At 40.2% G+C, this 16,729-nt stretch carries 17 protein-coding genes; 6 read left to right on the forward strand and 11 right to left on the reverse strand.

Annotated elements, in window-relative coordinates; translation table 11 throughout:
* The first annotated feature begins 15 nt into the window (after window positions 1-15).
* The 3 genes from U735_RS0122265 to arfB all read left to right on the forward strand — a co-directional run bounded on the left by U735_RS0122265 (window position 16) and on the right by arfB (window position 3,654).
* Complete coding sequence (locus tag U735_RS0122265; protein ID WP_031445931.1) at window positions 16-2,175, forward strand: prolyl oligopeptidase family serine peptidase; 2,160 nt, start codon at window positions 16-18, stop codon at window positions 2,173-2,175.
* Window positions 2,176-2,267: 92 nt separating this feature from the next.
* Window positions 2,268-3,242, forward strand: a complete 975-nt coding sequence (locus tag U735_RS0122270; RefSeq protein ID WP_031445932.1) for a sulfate/molybdate ABC transporter ATP-binding protein — start codon at window positions 2,268-2,270, stop codon at window positions 3,240-3,242.
* A gap of 7 nt (window positions 3,243-3,249) precedes the next feature.
* Window positions 3,250-3,654 (forward strand): alternative ribosome rescue aminoacyl-tRNA hydrolase ArfB, encoded by a 405-nt coding sequence (gene arfB / locus U735_RS0122275; RefSeq protein WP_031445933.1) that lies wholly within the window; start codon window positions 3,250-3,252, stop codon window positions 3,652-3,654.
* Window positions 3,655-3,669: 15 nt separating this feature from the next.
* Here the strand turns inward: arfB and U735_RS0122280 are convergent, their stop codons facing one another.
* From U735_RS0122280 to pdxA, 9 genes are all read right to left on the reverse strand, one after another.
* Window positions 3,670-4,374: a cyclase family protein gene (locus tag U735_RS0122280; RefSeq protein WP_031445934.1), complete on the reverse strand. Its 705-nt coding sequence runs from the start codon at window positions 4,372-4,374 to the stop codon at window positions 3,670-3,672.
* A 51-nt stretch (window positions 4,375-4,425) separates the two neighbouring features.
* Window positions 4,426-4,881: a 3-oxoacyl-ACP synthase gene (locus U735_RS0122285; protein WP_031445935.1), complete on the reverse strand. Its 456-nt coding sequence runs from the start codon at window positions 4,879-4,881 to the stop codon at window positions 4,426-4,428.
* 53 nt (window positions 4,882-4,934) lie between these two features.
* The gene (locus U735_RS0122290) at window positions 4,935-6,053 is read right to left on the reverse strand and encodes an NAD(P)/FAD-dependent oxidoreductase (protein ID WP_031445936.1); all 1,119 of its coding nucleotides are present in this window, start codon (window positions 6,051-6,053) and stop codon (window positions 4,935-4,937) included.
* Between the two features lie 188 nt (window positions 6,054-6,241).
* The gene (accC, locus tag U735_RS0122295; RefSeq protein WP_031445937.1) at window positions 6,242-7,594 is read right to left on the reverse strand and encodes an acetyl-CoA carboxylase biotin carboxylase subunit; all 1,353 of its coding nucleotides are present in this window, start codon (window positions 7,592-7,594) and stop codon (window positions 6,242-6,244) included.
* 91 nt (window positions 7,595-7,685) lie between these two features.
* Entirely contained in the window at window positions 7,686-8,171 is a 486-nt protein-coding gene (gene accB, locus U735_RS0122300; RefSeq protein ID WP_031445938.1) for an acetyl-CoA carboxylase biotin carboxyl carrier protein, read from the reverse strand.
* 33 nt (window positions 8,172-8,204) lie between these two features.
* Window positions 8,205-9,200, reverse strand: coding sequence for a beta-ketoacyl-ACP synthase III (locus U735_RS0122305; protein ID WP_031445939.1), 996 nt, complete (start codon window positions 9,198-9,200; stop codon window positions 8,205-8,207).
* A 174-nt stretch (window positions 9,201-9,374) separates the two neighbouring features.
* Entirely contained in the window at window positions 9,375-9,572 is a 198-nt protein-coding gene (gene rpmF / locus U735_RS0122310; RefSeq protein WP_031445940.1) for a 50S ribosomal protein L32, read from the reverse strand.
* An 8-nt stretch (window positions 9,573-9,580) separates the two neighbouring features.
* Window positions 9,581-10,114 carry a YceD family protein gene (locus U735_RS0122315; protein ID WP_031445941.1) on the reverse strand — a complete coding sequence of 178 codons (534 nt, stop codon included), beginning with the start codon at window positions 10,112-10,114 and terminating at the stop codon, window positions 9,581-9,583.
* A gap of 160 nt (window positions 10,115-10,274) precedes the next feature.
* Window positions 10,275-11,327, reverse strand: a complete 1,053-nt coding sequence (gene pdxA / locus U735_RS0122320; protein WP_031445942.1) for a 4-hydroxythreonine-4-phosphate dehydrogenase PdxA — start codon at window positions 11,325-11,327, stop codon at window positions 10,275-10,277.
* Between the two features lie 70 nt (window positions 11,328-11,397).
* On the opposite strand from pdxA, the gene U735_RS0122325 reads away from it, so the two are divergent.
* The 3 genes from U735_RS0122325 to U735_RS0122335 all read left to right on the forward strand — a co-directional run bounded on the left by U735_RS0122325 (window position 11,398) and on the right by U735_RS0122335 (window position 13,743).
* Entirely contained in the window at window positions 11,398-11,988 is a 591-nt protein-coding gene (locus tag U735_RS0122325) for a riboflavin synthase (RefSeq protein WP_031445943.1), read from the forward strand.
* A 99-nt stretch (window positions 11,989-12,087) separates the two neighbouring features.
* The gene (locus tag U735_RS0122330) at window positions 12,088-12,819 is read left to right on the forward strand and encodes a DUF3784 domain-containing protein (RefSeq protein ID WP_180993999.1); all 732 of its coding nucleotides are present in this window, start codon (window positions 12,088-12,090) and stop codon (window positions 12,817-12,819) included.
* Between the two features lie 111 nt (window positions 12,820-12,930).
* The gene (locus U735_RS0122335; protein ID WP_031445945.1) at window positions 12,931-13,743 is read left to right on the forward strand and encodes an alpha/beta hydrolase; all 813 of its coding nucleotides are present in this window, start codon (window positions 12,931-12,933) and stop codon (window positions 13,741-13,743) included.
* 1 nt (window position 13,744) lies between these two features.
* Here U735_RS0122335 and U735_RS0122340 read toward each other — a convergent pair whose 3' ends face one another.
* A complete protein-coding gene (locus U735_RS0122340; protein WP_031445946.1) occupies window positions 13,745-14,839 on the reverse strand; it encodes an acyltransferase family protein in 1,095 nt (364 codons plus the stop codon).
* Window positions 14,840-14,877: 38 nt separating this feature from the next.
* Window positions 14,878-16,689 carry a sodium:solute symporter family protein gene (locus U735_RS0122345; RefSeq protein ID WP_031445947.1) on the reverse strand — a complete coding sequence of 604 codons (1,812 nt, stop codon included), beginning with the start codon at window positions 16,687-16,689 and terminating at the stop codon, window positions 14,878-14,880.
* Window positions 16,690-16,729 lie beyond the last annotated feature (40 nt).

Consider the following 16,729-nt stretch of genomic DNA (forward strand, 5'->3'; position numbering starts at 1 on the left):
TCAGAACATCGATAAATGAAGCGATTAATATTGATCTCACTTACTGCACTACTAATGTTAGCCTGTGGGACCAACCAAAAAAAAGATACCATCATTTTGAAATATCCAAACACAAAAAAAGTTGATTCCGTAGACACCTACTTCGGAATAAAAATACAAGACCCATTCCGTTGGTTGGAAGATGACATTAGCCCGGAAACCGAAAACTGGGTAAAGGAACAAAATAAGACCACATTTAATTATTTGGACAAAATTCCGTTCCGAAAAGAGCTAAAAAAACGTTTGGAACAATTATGGAATTATGAAAAATTGGGATCTCCGTTCAAGGAAGGCGACTACATCTATTTTTTTAAAAACGATGGCTTACAAAATCAGAATGTATTGTACCGCAAAAAAGGTGATGATGGGCAGGCAGAAGTATTTCTGGATCCCAATTCCTTCTCCGAAGATGCTACCACTTCATTGGCCGGAATAAATTTTTCCAAGGATGGTTCCATAGCCGCCTATTCCATTTCCGAAGGTGGAAGTGATTGGCGAAAAGTAATCGTGATGAACGCAGAAAATAAGTCGATTGTTGAAGATACTCTGGTAGACATTAAATTTAGTGGAGTTTCCTGGAAGGGAAACGAAGGCTTCTATTACTCCAGTTATGACAAACCTGAAGGAAGCGAGCTATCTGCCAAAACCGACCAACATAAGCTTTATTATCACAAACTGGGAACTGCCCAAAAGAACGATGAGGTAGTTTTTGGGGGAATTCCAGAGGAAAAGCATAGATATGTTGGGGGTTATGTAACCGAAGACGACAGGTATCTCATAATTTCGGCCGCTGTCTCCACCTCTGGGAACAAATTATTCATAAAGGACTTGACCCAACCTGAAAGCGGACTGATTACCATTTTGGATACTACGGACAGCGATAGCCAAATCATAGACAATGTGGGGTCGAAACTCTTTATATTGACCAATAGAAATGCACCCAATAAGAAAGTCGTTACCGTGGGCGCAGAAAATCCTGCACCAGAACATTGGACAGATCTGATTCCGGAAACACAAAATGTTCTATCTGTTGGTACCGGTGGAGGTTATTTCTTTGCAGAGTATATGGTAGACGCCATTTCCAAAGTGTATCAATATAATAACCAAGGAAAAATGTTACGCGAAATAGCTCTTCCAGGGCTCGGAAGTGCCGGTGGTTTCGGTGGAAAAAAGAAGGAAACGGAACTTTACTTCAGTTTTACCAATTACAATAACCCGGAATCTATTTATAAATTGGATATAAAAACAGGCGACTATACCCTGTACTGGAAACCGGAAATAGATTTCAAACCAGAGGATTATGTGTCCACACAAGTCTTTTATACTTCCAAGGACGGCACTAAAGTACCAATGATAATCACCCATAAAAAAGGATTGCCGCTAAATGGCCAAAATCCAACCATTTTATATGGCTATGGGGGTTTTAACATAAGCCTTACCCCGACTTTTAGTGTTATTAATGCTGTGTGGATGGAGCAAGGTGGCATCCTTGCGGTGCCCAACCTTAGAGGAGGTGGGGAATATGGTAAACAATGGCACGATGCCGGGATTAAAACCAAAAAACAAAACGTCTTTGACGATTTTATTGCTGCCGCCGAATACTTAATAGCCGAGAAATATACCTCATCGGAGTATTTGGCCATTAAAGGAGGTTCCAACGGTGGACTACTGGTAGGCGCTACCATGACCCAAAGACCGGAATTAATGAAGGTGGCCCTGCCTGCTGTAGGGGTTCTGGATATGCTACGGTATCATACATTTACCGCTGGTGCTGGATGGGCCTATGATTATGGTACCTCCGAAGACGACTTGGAAATGTTTAATTATCTCAAGGACTATTCCCCTGTACATAATGTTAGGAAAGGCGTAAAATATCCAGCCACTTTGATTACCACAGGCGACCATGACGACAGGGTAGTTCCGGCTCATAGTTTTAAGTTCGCGGCAGAATTGCAGGATAAACAGACGGGGGACAACCCCACCTTAATACGTATAGAAGTAAATGCCGGTCATGGTGCGGGAACTCCAGTGAGCAAGACCATTGAGCAAAATGTGGATATTTTTGGATTTACCTTGTTCAATATGGGCTTTAAAGAACTCCCAAACAAGGGAGTTTTAAAAGATTTTAAGGGTTAGTTTAAAAAAAATCGATAATTTTGTTCTAGGGTCCGTTTCTTTTAGAAATGGACTTTTTTTATCCCCGCTAGGTACATATATAGTTTTAGACCATGTTACAAGTCAATTCCCTTTCGTTCGCTTATGATAAAAAGCCGGTACTTACCGACATCAACTTTAAGGTAGACCAAGGAGAACATATTTCTATAGTAGGAGAAAGCGGTTGTGGCAAAAGTACCCTGCTCAAAATTATTTACGGCCTTCTACAGCCCCAGCAAGGAGACATCTTTTGGGGAGAAAAACAGGTAATGGGTCCGGATTTTAATCTAGTACCCGGGGAGTCCTACATGAAATACCTTTCCCAGGATTTTGATTTAATGCCCTTCACCACAGTGGCCGAAAACGTAAGTCAGTTTTTATCTGTTTTTTATCCCGAGGAATTAAAGACGAGAACTACAGAATTGTTGCAAATGATAGATATGGAGTCTTTTGCCAAGGTAAAGGTTAAAAACCTGAGTGGGGGTCAACAGCAACGGGTGGCCCTGGCCAGGGTTCTGGCACAAAAGCCAGAATTGCTTTTGTTGGATGAGCCCTTTGGACATATAGACAATTTTAGAAAAAATCAACTGAGAAGAAATCTCTTTGAATATTTAAAAAAAGAGGGGATTAGCTGTATCACCGCTACCCATGACCACCAAGATATTTTGCCCTATTCCAATAGGATTATAGTTCTTAAAAATCAAGCAATAATGGCCACTGCCAAGACCAGTGATCTATATAACAATCCAAAAAACATCTATACCGCCACCTTGTTCGGGGAGGCCAACCTAATCCCCATAAATATTATCAAATCTTATGGTGATTTGGAACGGGAAATTATTGTTTATGCCCATGAATTTAGGGTTTCGCACAAAAAAGGAATACCGGTAACGGTAGAAAAATGCTATTTTATGGGCAGTCATTTTCTGGTTGAAGGAAATTCTGAGGAGCAAATAATACGCTTCAATTCCGAGGAAGCTCTAACCCCTGGAAAAAAGGTATTCCTAAATATAGCCCTGGAAACCATAAGCCAACGTCTAAAACCGTAACCAAATATTGAATAGGGAAGGCATCATACAGGAACTAAAATTTAAAGCCGTACGTAGCAGTGGTGCCGGGGGTCAACATGTAAACAAGGTTTCTTCCAAAGTTGAATTGACATTTGATCTGGAAAACTCCATGGCCCTAACGGACCTGGAAAAAAACCGACTTCTCAAAAAACTGTCGTCCAAACTAAGCAAGGAAAACATTCTTTTATTGCAATGCGAAGAAACCCGGAGTCAGCACAAAAACAAGGAATTGGTCATCAAAAAACTCCTTGAAACCCTCGAAGCCAATTTGGTGGTTCCAAAAAGAAGAAGAAAGACCAAACCTACAAGGTCGGCGATTGAAAAGCGGTTAAAGGGCAAAAAAAAGGCTGCCCTAAAAAAATTAAACAGGGGCAAACCCAGGTTGGACTAATCAGCTTGCAATTACCTAAAACTTCCCTTCCCCAAAAATGGCCACGGCACGAACGGGCGACCCTGTACCTCCACGGATTTTCAATGGCAATCCAATAAATCTAAAACGTCCACGACCAATTAAGTGGTGTAGGTTTATCATATTTTCATAGTGGGTAAAGCCCATTTCCCCACAAATACGATGTACTTCCTTATTGGAAACCTTAGGAATTCCAGGCGACATCATTTCTACTCCAAAGGCAGAAATGCCATGCTCCCCCAGCCATTGTGCCGAAGCAGCACTTAGTCCCGGTCCACGCCCCCAATCGGCGCTACCATAAGTCCTTCTATAATGATCGGTGTATACCAAAACGGTATCTCCTTTTTTAATGGTCGTATTGCTTTTGGAACAGGCCAATACCAAATCTGCCGGTTCTATTAATTGCATTAAACCCTTGTGGGACAAGTCCAAACAAATTCCCTCAGTATAGAACCTAGAGAGCGGCATCCTGTCTATGGACTGCCCCCTAAATTCACGTGCCATATGGCTTAGGGAATCCACGTGGGTTCCAGTATGTTCGCTCATATCCAACTTGTAGACACTTGGCGATACCGTATTGCTATCGGTAATACCGTCCCATTCTTCATGGGAGGCATACATCTCCATCCTTACTTCAGGAAGGCTTTTATATACAGGCATCCCTGAAAATATTTCTTGACTTAGATCAATAATTTCTACCATAATAAGACAATTACACTTTTGAACTAAATATTTCCTTAAGCAGCTTAAAAACTAATCAATTTGCCGTATTACAATTTTTTTGGAATTAAAAACAACCACATCACCCACTACTTTACCTAATAGCAATTTCCCTATGGGCGTATTGGGTGCAATGGCAAAATATGATACTCCATCTATCTTCATTTCCCCTGCACTGATTCCCATATAATAATTTTGTTGGTCGGTAAACACTAAACTGCCCAATCCCACTTGTGAAGAACTCGCTTGTAGCGGTATCTTTTTAAACAACTCCTGCAACAACTGTGCTTCAGCAAGCTGATTTCCCAATTTTTCGCGCTCCAATTGAATCATGGCCCTCCCGGTTTCATGCTTGTCACCAGCACTACTTTTGGTCTCGGAGGTCAAAGCTTCTTGCAACGAATCTATACTGCTGTTGATGCGCACTAGCCTATTCTCTATAAAAGATTTACAAAACCCATATAGTTGTTGTTTTACCGATTCGTCCATTCCGAATGTATTGTTTTAAATTATTCAGCTTTAAGCCCATTGTTACTTTATATCTACTTCAGCAAATTAGCCAATTCCTTACCTACCAAACTGCCAATAGCAATTCCCATACCACCCATTCGCACTCCGCAGTACACATTATTGGCAAGTTGCTTTACAATAGGTTTCTTCTGATTTCCCATCCCCATAATACCGCTCCATCTCAAGTCTATCTCCATAGGGGTATTGGGCAAAATAATGGTTCTCAGTATTTCCTCCAGTCTGTTCTGGATCAAAGTCGTCTCCCCAAAGGTGGTGGTTTCCTCTCCTTGAAAATCGAGATTTCTTCCTCCCCCCAATAGAATTCGGTTATCTATGTTCCTAAAATAATAGTAGCCTTCATCCAAATGAAAAGTCCCCTTTATAGAAAGATTTTTGATGGGCTTGGTAATCAATACCTGGGCTCGGGCAGGTTTCACCGTTTCCCCTATCAATTGGGAGGCAAAACCATTGGTGGCAATAAACAGTTTGTTGGTCTTAAACTCGAATTGTCCGGTCTTAACAACAACATGATCTATATTCTCTTGGTAGCTATCCACGCCAATGGCATTCAGGATAATAACACCACTGTTCTGCACCTTGGCCACTAAGGCTTTCATCATTTTGCCGGTATTAATCTGGCCTTCGAACGGATTTGTTATATAATTTTCATGAACCCCTTTAAATTTAAAATTATTGGGATGCACTAGAAAAGCGTCTTTACCAAATACGGGATTTAATAAAGTATTTACCCTATTCAAATTCTCCAGACAATCTTCATATAGGTGTAGCTGATCCTTTAAAAAAATCTCATGCCCTCCACCGTAACTCTGATAATCCATTGGGTGATCACCAAGAGTCTCCCTTAGTAATTGTATCCCCTCCCATCGCTTTTGTACCAACTGGCAGACTTCCTCCTCGGAATGCTGTTTTAAGTCGGACAAAACCTCTGACATACTACCAAAACATGCAAATCCAGCATTTTTTGTACTGGCTCCTTGTGGGAGCACACCTCTTTCCAGGACCAATATCTTGGCCTTGGGAAATTGTTTCTTTAAATGTAAGGCGCAATTCAGCCCTACGATTCCACTGCCAACAATGGTAAAATCGATGCTGGACAACCAGCTTTTATATTCCCAATAACTTAGGTTCATAGTGGTCCTATGCGTTATGACTTGTTTTAAAATATATTCTGAAATAAAGTTATTATTAATTTAGATAGGAATAACTAATGGTGAAGAGTTCCTTCAATACTGCTTTAAACCTAAAAAGCGGATTAAACCGTTGGTTGCCCAACCGTTTAATCCGCCTATATCCAATAATAATATCCTATTAAATCTTATTATTCCACTGGCTGTGGTGCCATTACAAAGTCTTCCATAAACTTTGTGGTATAATTCCCAGCTAAGTAATCCGGATGATCCATAAGCTGTCGATGAAAGGGAATGGTTGTCTTGATACCTTCAATAACAAACTCATCCAATGCACGTTTCATTTTATTGATGGCTTCTTCCCTTGTTTGAGCCGTTGTAATAAGCTTAGCAATCATGGAATCATAATTGGGAGGAATGGTGTAACCACTATAAACGTGGGTATCCAAACGTATCCCATGCCCTCCTGGAGTATGTAAGGTTGTGATCTTTCCGGGAGAAGGCCTAAATCCGTTGTATGGATCCTCCGCATTTATTCTACATTCAATAGAGTGCAGCTTTGGAAGATAATTTTTTCCTGAGATGGGCACCCCACCAGCAACTAGAATTTGCTCTCTGATAAGGTCATAATCTATAACCTGTTCCGTAATGGGATGTTCTACCTGGATTCTGGTATTCATTTCCATAAAATAGAAATTCCGGTGTTTGTCTACAAGGAATTCTATGGTACCAGCTCCTTCATATTTAATATATTCTGCTGCTTTTACAGCCGCTTTCCCCATATCGTCCCTCAACTTATCGGTCATAAATGGAGAAGGGGTCTCTTCAGTCAACTTCTGGTGGCGACGCTGAATAGAGCAGTCCCTTTCAGAAAGGTGACAGGCTTTTCCATATTGGTCTCCGACTATCTGTATTTCTATGTGGCGGGGTTCCTCGATCAACTTTTCCATATACATGCCCCCATTGCCAAAGGCAGCTGTGGCTTCCTTTACCGCACTGTTAAAAAGGTCCTCCATCTTGTCCTCGGACATTACGGCACGCATTCCCTTACCTCCACCACCTGCAGTAGCTTTGATCATCACTGGATAACCCATTTTTTTGGCCACTTTTTTGGCATCCTCTACGTCCTTCAACAAGCCATCAGAACCTGGCACACAAGGTACACCGGCCTTTTTCATGGTTTCTTTGGCAGTAGCCTTGTCCCCCATCTTGTCTATATGTTCGCCTGTAGCTCCAATAAATTTTATATCGTGCTCAGCACATATTCTGGAGAACTTGGAATTTTCTGAAAGAAAACCATATCCTGGGTGTATGGCATCGGCATTGGTAATTTCAGCCGCTGCAATAATATTTGGAATTTTTAGATAGGATTCGCTACTTGGGGCAGGGCCTATGCAAACGGCTTCGTCCGCAAAACGCACATGTAGGCTTTCCTCATCCGCTTTAGAGTATACCGCTACCGTTTTTATACCCATTTCCTTACAGGTCCTAATAATACGTAGCGCTATTTCTCCCCTATTTGCAATAAGTATTTTCTTAAACATCTTTTGAAATTTTAAATTTTGTATTCTAAATTTTAAATGATTCGAAATGACCCTATTAAATCGTCATCCGACATTTAGCATTTAAAACTTCTTATGATGGATCTACCAAAAATAAAGGCTGATCGAATTCTACAGGTGAACTATCATCTACAAGAACTTTCACAATTGTACCGGAAACTTCGGATTCAATATCATTAAATAATTTCATTGCTTCAATGACACAAAGCACATCACCTTTACCAATAGTATCCCCTACCTCTACAAAAGAAGGTTTATCAGGAGAGGGTTTTCTATAAAAAGTTCCTATTATAGGCGATTTTATGGTAATATATTTCGAATTTTCATCAGCTTCCTTTTTTACCTCTACCTCCACAGAAGGAGAGTTAGCGGGTGCGGCAGCCATCTGTTGTGGCATATGACCTCCCATAGGAATTTGTTGTACATAGGTTGGTTCTGCAGTATGACCAGCTGCACCGGTTCGGATGGTGATCTTTATATCTTCCATCTCCAATTTTACTTCACTAGCCCCAGATTTGGCTACAAATTTAATTAAGCTTTGAATTTCTTTAATATCCATAGAGTTCGTATTAGTTTATAGGTTGCTTCAGATTTATGAATTGTATGCCCATTTTAAATAAATGGAGCCCCAGGTGAAACCACCACCAAAGGCTGCAAAAACCAAATTATCACCTTTTTTAAGCTGGCTTTCATAGTCGCTCAATAAAAGTGGGAGTGTTGCGGAAGTAGTATTTCCGTACCGCTGTATATTCATCATTACCTTGGAATCGTCCAATCCCATTCTATTGGAGGTGGCATCGATAATTCTTTTGTTGGCCTGATGGGGTATTAACCAATCTACATCCTCGTGCGACAAATTATTCCGCTCCATTATTTTCGCAGCGGAATCCGCCATATTGGTAACCGCAAATTTAAAGACCGACTTCCCATCCTGATAAATAAAATGTTGTCTATTCTTAACTGTTTCCTCTGAAGCGGGAAGCAAAGAGCCACCGGCATCCATTTTAAGGAAATTTCTTCCTACACCATCCGATCTTAAATATTCATCCTGAAGACCTAGACCTTCGTTATTAGGCTCAAAAAGTGCCGCACCGGCACCATCCCCAAATATTATACAGGTAGTTCTATCGGTATAATCAATAATAGAGGACATTTTGTCGGCTCCGATAAGCAATACCTTCTTATATCGCCCAGATTCTATATAACTAGCCGCAGTAGACATGCCATATAAAAAACTGGAACATGCCGCTTGCAAATCATAAGCGAAGGCATTGGTTGCCCCAATTTCCGAAGCCACATATGCGGCAGTTGCAGCTACCATCATGTCTGGAGTTGCGGTTGCAACAATAACCAATTCGATCTCCTTGGGATCCAATTTTCGTTTTTCCAGAAGTTGCTCCGCTGCTTTTATAGCAAGATAGGATGTTCCTAGACCTTCACCTTTTAAGATTCTCCTTTCCTTGATACCCGTCCTGGTCGTAATCCACTCATCATTGGTATCTACCAAAGTCTCCAAAATCTTATTTGTCATTACAAAGTCTGGTACATAAGACCCTACAGCGGTAATTGCAGCTGTTATTTTGCTCATCTAAATCTGATTTTTATCAATAAATCTCCAAAATCAATTGAAAATTTGTGAAAATTAGTGATTTTCTATGACTTTAAGTTCAAAAACGCCTTGTTTTTGAATTTTACATCTCCTTCATAAAAAAACTCCCACTCTTAAGAAGTGGGAGTCCAAATTATATTGTTCTAGCTTAAATTATGCTACTGCTTCCTCAGTTTTGTCGATCAAAACCTCTCCACGATAGTATAATTTACCTTCATGCCAATGAGCTCTGTGAAACAAATGCATTTCTCCAGTAGTTGGATCTTGTGCTACAGTAGGAGCTACCGCCTTATAATGCGTTCTTCTCTTGTCTCTTCTGGTTTTGGAAATTTTTCTTTTAGGATGTGCCATTATGAAACTTATTTATCCGTTAATAATTTTTTTAAAGCGTCCCATCGGGGATCAATATCTTCTTTGTTTTCCTTTGTATCTTTTGGTTGGAGTTCTTCCAGCTTGTCCAACACCTCTGATTTCAGGGTGCCGTCCGAAACCCCAGGGTGAACCTTTTTAAGAGGTACCGACAATACCAACATTTCATAAACATATTGCGCAATATTGATTTGGTATTCACTGTGCGGAATAATCAATATTTCATCATTGTCGTTGTTGTACTCATCACCAAACTTAACAACCAATTCCAAATCGGCCTTGATTTTTTGATCATAAGGTTCGCTGGTGAGGTCACAATTAACATTTACTGTTCCGCGTGCCTTCATTTCCAACTCCATCATTGTACTCATTTTATTCAAGGTAACGTCTAATTTAATATCAGCACCGTTGAACTCATCATACTCAAAAGACTCAAAGAACGTATTCTCAATTGTGTACTCAAACTCGTGTTTTCCCTGTTTCAGTCCCGAAAAAGGAATAATAAACTCCTTATGCTGCATCATGATCCACACTGGTTTTAACGTACCCGCCGCAATAAAGGCGGGTGCAAAGATACTATTATTTTGTAAAAAGCCAACAAATAGAGAGAAATAAATATATTCCCATTAAATTTACATAATTCCATGATCCAAAGTCAGATAGCTTCCTAATCTTACTGCAAGACTAACCCTGCCTTTTTAGCTTATGTTTTTTTAAAGGATTCCCTGTCAACTCCTTGTATTCCTGTCTATTTTTAAAAATATGGATGGCCGCAAACACGGCCTCTTTAAAGGAACTATTGTCCGCAACCCCTTTCCCTGCAATTTCATAGGCCGTTCCATGGTCCGGGGAAGTGCGCACTTTGTTGAGACCTGCGGTAAAGTTTACCCCTTTACCAAAGGACAAGGTTTTAAATGGTATAAGTCCCTGGTCATGATAGGCAGCCAAAATAGCATCGAAATTCTTGTAATTGTCAGACCCAAAAAAGCTATCTGCAGAATATGGCCCAAATACCAAATGCCCCTTTTCGGACATTTCCTTGATAACCGGCCTTAAAACCTCGTCATCCTCTTTTCCAATTACACCATTATCACCACTGTGCGGATTAATTCCCAAAAGCGCAATTTTAGGTTTCCTAATTCCAAAATCCATCTTTAATGAATTGGAAATAGTATTGACTTTAGAGCGTATCAATTGAGGTGTAATATTGGTTGCAACATCCTTTACCGCTACATGATCTGTAAGCAACCCAACCCTCAAACCATCAGTCACCATAAACATTAAGCTTTCCCCTTCCAATTCTTGGGCCAAATAATCCGTATGTCCCGGAAATTTAAAATCCTCTGCCTGTATATTGTTCTTATTGATCGGTGCCGTTACCAGAACGTCTATCTCGTTGTTCTTTAGGGCCGCTACAGCCGCCTTAAGCGATTGTATGGCATATTTTCCGCTCTCTGGTGTTGGCTCCCCAAATTTAATAACAGGGGTTTCCTTCCATACATTCACCACATTTATCTTTCCATCAATTGCTTTGGAAGCGTCATGTATGCCATTATAGTTTATTTCCAATCCCAACTCCGATTTTTGGTGGGAGATAGTTTTATTGGATGCAAAAATAACCGGTGTGCAGAAATCCAACATCCGGGAATCTTCAAATGTCTTAAGCACCACTTCGCACCCAATTCCATTTAAATCCCCAATGGATATCCCCAATTTTATATTTCCAGTTTCCTGCATTTTGTCTTTTCGTTTAATATGAAATAAACTCCTAAATTTACAACACAAAACTACTTAATAAAAACGACACATGTTTACTGGGATTATTGAAACTTTGGGAGAAGTAAAGAAATTGGAAAAAGAGGGTGGCAATCTTCATATTACCTTAAGCTCTAATATTACCCAAGAACTAAAAATAGACCAAAGTGTTGCTCATAATGGAGTATGTCTTACAGTCGTAAAAATCGCCGCTGATCAGTATACCGTAACCGCCATTGAGGAAACCTTGGAAAAAACCAACTTGAACGATCTTCTTGAAGGAGATCTTGTAAACTTGGAACGTGCCATGGTGCTAGGATCCAGACTGGACGGACATATTGTACAGGGCCATGTAGACCAAACAGGGGAATGTATCAATATAGAAGAAAAGGATGGTAGCTGGTTTTTTACTTTCAGTTATGATCCAAAGCAAAATAACGTTACTATTGAAAAAGGATCCATAACTATAGACGGAACAAGTTTAACAGTTGTGGATTCCCAAAAAAGCAGTTTTAGCGTGGCCATAATCCCCTACACCTATGAACATACCCGATTTGGAAGCTACACTATAGGGACACGGGTTAACCTGGAGTTTGATGTCATAGGCAAGTACGTTTCCAGATTACTGGAAATCAGAGGTTAGTATATGTTTTACATTTATATAGTTTCCAGTTTGCAAAGAAGGATTATTATTAAAATTGTGCTAATTTAAACACCTGTAACGCTATAAGTTTAAATGCATATGCTTTATACAATAATTGGAGTTGGACTTCTTTTTATTACCATGGCGTTTCTTGTAACGGAAAACAATTCGAAATATCTTCTTTCTGTCTACAACAGCATGAGCGAGGCAGAAAGGACAAAGGTGGATATAAAATCGTATCTCCCTTATTTTAAGAAGTTTCACCTGTTCTTGGGAATTAGCTTTATTGTTATTGGCCTTTTATTGCACTATGCCGTTGGAGAAAGCGCAAGCGGAATATTTATAGGCGTTTATCCCATTCTGGCCTATATATATTTCATGAGGGAAAGCAATAAATACTGGAAAGGTACCAGCAACAAATGGAATAAAATTGGTCTTTATGTTCTTGCAGGAACCTTAATCCTTGTAATTGGACTCCTTGCCATGGGTTTTAAGGAAAACCCTGTAATCATATCCGCAAATAATATCCAGTTTAAGGGCAGTTATGGGGAAACTCTAAGTGCGTCGGATATAGAATCCGTAACCCTTGTGGACCATTTACCTAAAATTATATCCAAAACCAACGGATTTGCTCTTGGCAGCATCAGGAAGGGTTATTTTAAGACCAAGGAAGGGGAGAATGTAAAGTTGATATTAAACTCGGAAAGTAAAGCATACCTTCTATTTACAAAAACAAATGGAGATAAAATTTACTTCTCACCAAAAGAAAAACCTAGTGTTGAAATCTATAAGGAGATAAAAAATGTCTTCCCAAAAGACATTGAAAATTAGAAGGTACTTATCCTGTACTCTTATATACTTAGTCAGCCTAAATAAATACCCCAATTCTGTACAATATTATTTTCAAGAATCGTTATACTTGCAAGATTTGAAGTTTAATTGATGCAGTTTACGAGCGATTATATTAGTTTAAAAGGAAGTGTTTTTTCTTTCAATTTAGATAGAAGCGTGGCCTTTAGATTGGTTGCCCCTCCAAACTACAGGGAGTCCCAGTCTCCATTTTCCGTGCTTTTAATGAATGATGGCCAGGATTATGTGGGATTGAATTTAGAAAAAACACTATCCGAAGCCTATAAGGACAATAAAACTACTCCGTTTATTTTTGTGGGTATAGAAGCCGATCAAAATAGACTTTATGAGTATGGCACTTCCATTTCGGCAGATTTTAAAGGGAGGGGCAATAAGGCCATGCAATACTCCAAATTTATCATAGAAGAATTAATTCCCTTCCTGGGCCAAGAATTTAAAGTTTCCCCTCCTGTACAAAACTGGGTCTATTGTGGCTTTTCCCTAGGAGGTCTTTCCGCTTTTGATATTGTATTCAACAACTCTCAGTTTTTTGGTAAAGTCGGGGTTTTTAGCGGTTCCTTTTGGTGGCGGAAGAAGGCATACCAAAAAAATGATATGGAGGATAGAAGCAGGATTACTTTGGACATGATCAAGAACTCAAAGCATAGGGCGCCTCTGCAATACTTTTTTCAATGTGGTACCGAAGAAGAAACTGATGACCGCAACAACAATGGCGTAATAGATGTCATAGACGACACCTTGGACGTAATAAACGAATTACAGTTAAAAGGGTATTCCTATCCCGGGGACATTTGCTTTAAAGAAATTGAAGGAGGAAAGCACGATTTATCGACTTGGGGCTCCGCCCTTCCCCAATTTATTAAATGGGCCTTCCAAAAGGATTGAATTAGACCTTTATGAATATTTTCTTTCTGTAAAGGATATAACCCAATATCACGTAAAAAGTTACCACAGAGAGTCCGTATAATAAAGAAGAGGTCTCCATGTACATAAAATCCTGGACATAAACGGTTTTAAAAAGCCAACCATGGAGAGATGTTTCTCCGTCCACCTTTATCATGCCCATAATTTTACTGGTAAAACTGGAAAGAAAATATAGCACAATAGCATTTGCCCCAGCATATTTAAATATACTCCCAAACTTAATTCCCTTTACATCGGAGAAGTAATATATTAGGCCCAATATAATATTGGCCCAACCTGAAGTAACCATTACAAAACTACTGCTCCATAGCGCCTTGTTAATCGGGAAAAATATATCCCAAACATAGCCTACGACCAACATTAGGATTCCCATCCCTAAAAGGAGCAATTCCTTTTTTGCTTTTTGGGAGCGCAGAACAAGTCCGGTAAAAATGCCCATTAAAGCGGTTGCTATAGACGGCAAGGTACTTAATAAGCCCTCTGGGTCATAATCTGCCTTATAACTATGGCTTCCAAATACAAGTACATCCAAATAATTGGCCAAATTGTTCGGGGCACGCTCAAAGGTAGGTGCCATTCCGTTGACCGGTACATACCCCATCAGCAACCAATATCCTATCAATAGAAAAGCACATATACCAACCAAGGTCTTCCAATTGAAATTAATGAACAGCACAGAGGCAAAGAAAAACACCACCCCTATTCGCTGCAGTACTCCTGGAAAACGTATTTTTTCAAAATCCTTAAAGAATGGGAAATAAATGGTAAACGCGCCCAAGAATAGACCCAGACCTATTAATTTCAAGGCCCTGATGGTAATTTTTTTATAAGTGCTGGTATCTACCGGTTTGTGCTGATAAGCAAAAACAATAGAACAGCCCACGATGAACAGGAAAAAGGGAAATACTAGATCGGTAGGGGTATATCCGTGCCAGGGAGCATGTAAAAAAGGGGTGTAGACATGGGACCAGGTCCCAGGGGTGTTTACCAATATCATCAGGACAATGGTAAGTCCCCTAAAGATATCCACGGAAACTATTCTGTTCTGTATATTCATACCCAGTTTTGCCTACTTACTTTATATTATGCTCTCCCTTACAGAATATGATCCTTCATCTTATTCCAGGCCCTCGCCAACAAAAATCCGGACACCAGGGCCACAAAGGTTAGGATAAGTGCATTGGTAGTTTTTCCATATATCCAATACCCAGTGGCAAACATGCAGGAGTAGATTAATACGCAACCCAACAACATAGCAGTGATACCAGCGGGAACACTCCATTTTTCCTTGGTATTCACAATCTCCACTTTTTCGTCTTTCGCTTCCTTGATCACTTTTGACCATCCTGGTCCTCCGGGTTGAATTTTTTTATAAAAATCCTGCAATACCTGTTTGGATTCCGGTTGGGTCATATATGTTGCCCCCAACCAAATAATCGTAGTAACAACGACCACAAAAGGATATTCCGCCCAATCTGGTAAAACACCGGTTTCAGCAGCAAATAAGAAGGGGCCCACTGCCGTTAATTTTAAGATAATGGAAATGATTCCCGAGGCAAACATTGCCGTAATCTCACTCCATGCGTTGATGCGCCACCAGAACCATCTTAAAATAAAGATCAGTCCAGTTCCGGCACCAAATACCAACAGTACTTCAAACAACTGCAAGGCATTCTGCAAAAGTAAAGCCAAGGCCGCACTGAAGACCATTAATACAACTGTAGATAATCTACCAACGGCAACCAATCTTTTCTCGGAAGCATTGGGGTTTATCTGTTGTTTGTAAAAGTCATAAACAATATAGGAAGATCCCCAATTCAATTGGGTAGAAATAGTACTCATATAAGCCGCAATAAGCGACGCCAATACCAATCCCAATAATCCACTGGGCAATTTGGTCAACATGGCGGAATAAGCCAAATCATGACCTAATTTATCTACCGCAACATTTGGAAAAGCCTCATGGATACTAGCTATGTCCGGGTATACCACCAAAGATGCCAATGCCACCAAGATCCAAGGCCATGGACGTAGGGCATAGTGCATAATGTTGAAGAAAAAAGTAGCACCTATAGCGTGATTTTCATTCTTCGCCGCCAACATACGCTGGGCTATGTAACCCCCACCACCTGGTTCCGCCCCAGGATACCAGGAACTCCACCATTGCACAGCCAACGGAATAATAAATAGGGTTATCAAAGCATTGGTATTACTAAAGTCGGGCACAATAGCGAGTTTATCCGCTACATGTTCATTGGCCATCAAGGCAGTTATACCTCCAACTTCCGGAATATTCACCAAATAGTAGGCTGCCCCTATGGCACCGCCCATGGCTACAAAGAATAGTAAGAAATCTGTGTAGACCACTCCTTTAAATCCACCCAAGGCACTAAAAGTCACGGTAATCAATCCTGCACTGACCACGGTTACCCATGGTTCCAAGCCCAACATAATACCGCCTATCTTAATTGCTGCCAAAGTAACTGCAGACATTGTAATCACATTAAATATCACCCCCAAATAAACCGCCCTGAATTTTCTTAAAAAGCTTGCCGGTTTACCCCCATAACGCAGTTCATAGAATTCCAGATCCGTATTTACATTGGATTTCCTCCAAAGTTTGGCATAGACAAACACAGTCAATAAACCTGTCAAAAGAAAAGCCCACCAAACCCAGTTTCCGGAAACGCCATTGGTACGTACAATATCGGTCACCAAATTGGGCGTATCGGTAGAAAAAGTCGTGGCCACCATTGAGAGACCCAACAACCACCATGGCATGGTTCTGCCGGAAAGAAAATATTCCGAAGAACTGGCCCCGGATTTCTTGGAGACATAAATACCGATAAATAAAACGATTGAGAAAAAGACAACAATAAAACTGTAATCGAGGGTACTTAATTCCATCAGTTTGGTTTTGGTTTGAGAATAAGAACTAAAGATAATT

Origin of the sequence: Arenibacter algicola (genome assembly GCF_000733925.1) — a bacterium.
GTDB lineage: Bacteria > Bacteroidota > Bacteroidia > Flavobacteriales > Flavobacteriaceae > Arenibacter > Arenibacter algicola.

What these genes read in the sequence shown, in the direction of transcription:
- U735_RS0122265 (WP_031445931.1), top strand. Translation starts at nt 16, where the DNA reads ATGAAGCGATTAATATTGATCTCACTTACTGCACTACTAATGTTAGCC.
- U735_RS0122270 (WP_031445932.1), top strand. Translation starts at nt 2,268, where the DNA reads ATGTTACAAGTCAATTCCCTTTCGTTCGCTTATGATAAAAAGCCGGTA.
- U735_RS0122280 (WP_031445934.1), bottom strand. Translation starts at nt 4,374, where the DNA reads ATGGTAGAAATTATTGATCTAAGTCAAGAAATATTTTCAGGGATGCCT.
- U735_RS0122285 (WP_031445935.1), bottom strand. Translation starts at nt 4,881, where the DNA reads ATGGACGAATCGGTAAAACAACAACTATATGGGTTTTGTAAATCTTTT.
- U735_RS0122290 (WP_031445936.1), bottom strand. Translation starts at nt 6,053, where the DNA reads ATGAACCTAAGTTATTGGGAATATAAAAGCTGGTTGTCCAGCATCGAT.
- accC (WP_031445937.1), bottom strand. Translation starts at nt 7,594, where the DNA reads ATGTTTAAGAAAATACTTATTGCAAATAGGGGAGAAATAGCGCTACGT.
- accB (WP_031445938.1), bottom strand. Translation starts at nt 8,171, where the DNA reads ATGGATATTAAAGAAATTCAAAGCTTAATTAAATTTGTAGCCAAATCT.
- U735_RS0122305 (WP_031445939.1), bottom strand. Translation starts at nt 9,200, where the DNA reads ATGAGCAAAATAACAGCTGCAATTACCGCTGTAGGGTCTTATGTACCA.
- rpmF (WP_031445940.1), bottom strand. Translation starts at nt 9,572, where the DNA reads ATGGCACATCCTAAAAGAAAAATTTCCAAAACCAGAAGAGACAAGAGA.
- U735_RS0122315 (WP_031445941.1), bottom strand. Translation starts at nt 10,114, where the DNA reads ATGATGCAGCATAAGGAGTTTATTATTCCTTTTTCGGGACTGAAACAG.
- pdxA (WP_031445942.1), bottom strand. Translation starts at nt 11,327, where the DNA reads ATGCAGGAAACTGGAAATATAAAATTGGGGATATCCATTGGGGATTTA.
- U735_RS0122325 (WP_031445943.1), top strand. Translation starts at nt 11,398, where the DNA reads ATGTTTACTGGGATTATTGAAACTTTGGGAGAAGTAAAGAAATTGGAA.
- U735_RS0122330 (WP_180993999.1), top strand. Translation starts at nt 12,088, where the DNA reads ATGCTTTATACAATAATTGGAGTTGGACTTCTTTTTATTACCATGGCG.
- U735_RS0122335 (WP_031445945.1), top strand. Translation starts at nt 12,931, where the DNA reads ATGCAGTTTACGAGCGATTATATTAGTTTAAAAGGAAGTGTTTTTTCT.
- U735_RS0122340 (WP_031445946.1), bottom strand. Translation starts at nt 14,839, where the DNA reads ATGAATATACAGAACAGAATAGTTTCCGTGGATATCTTTAGGGGACTT.
- U735_RS0122345 (WP_031445947.1), bottom strand. Translation starts at nt 16,689, where the DNA reads ATGGAATTAAGTACCCTCGATTACAGTTTTATTGTTGTCTTTTTCTCA.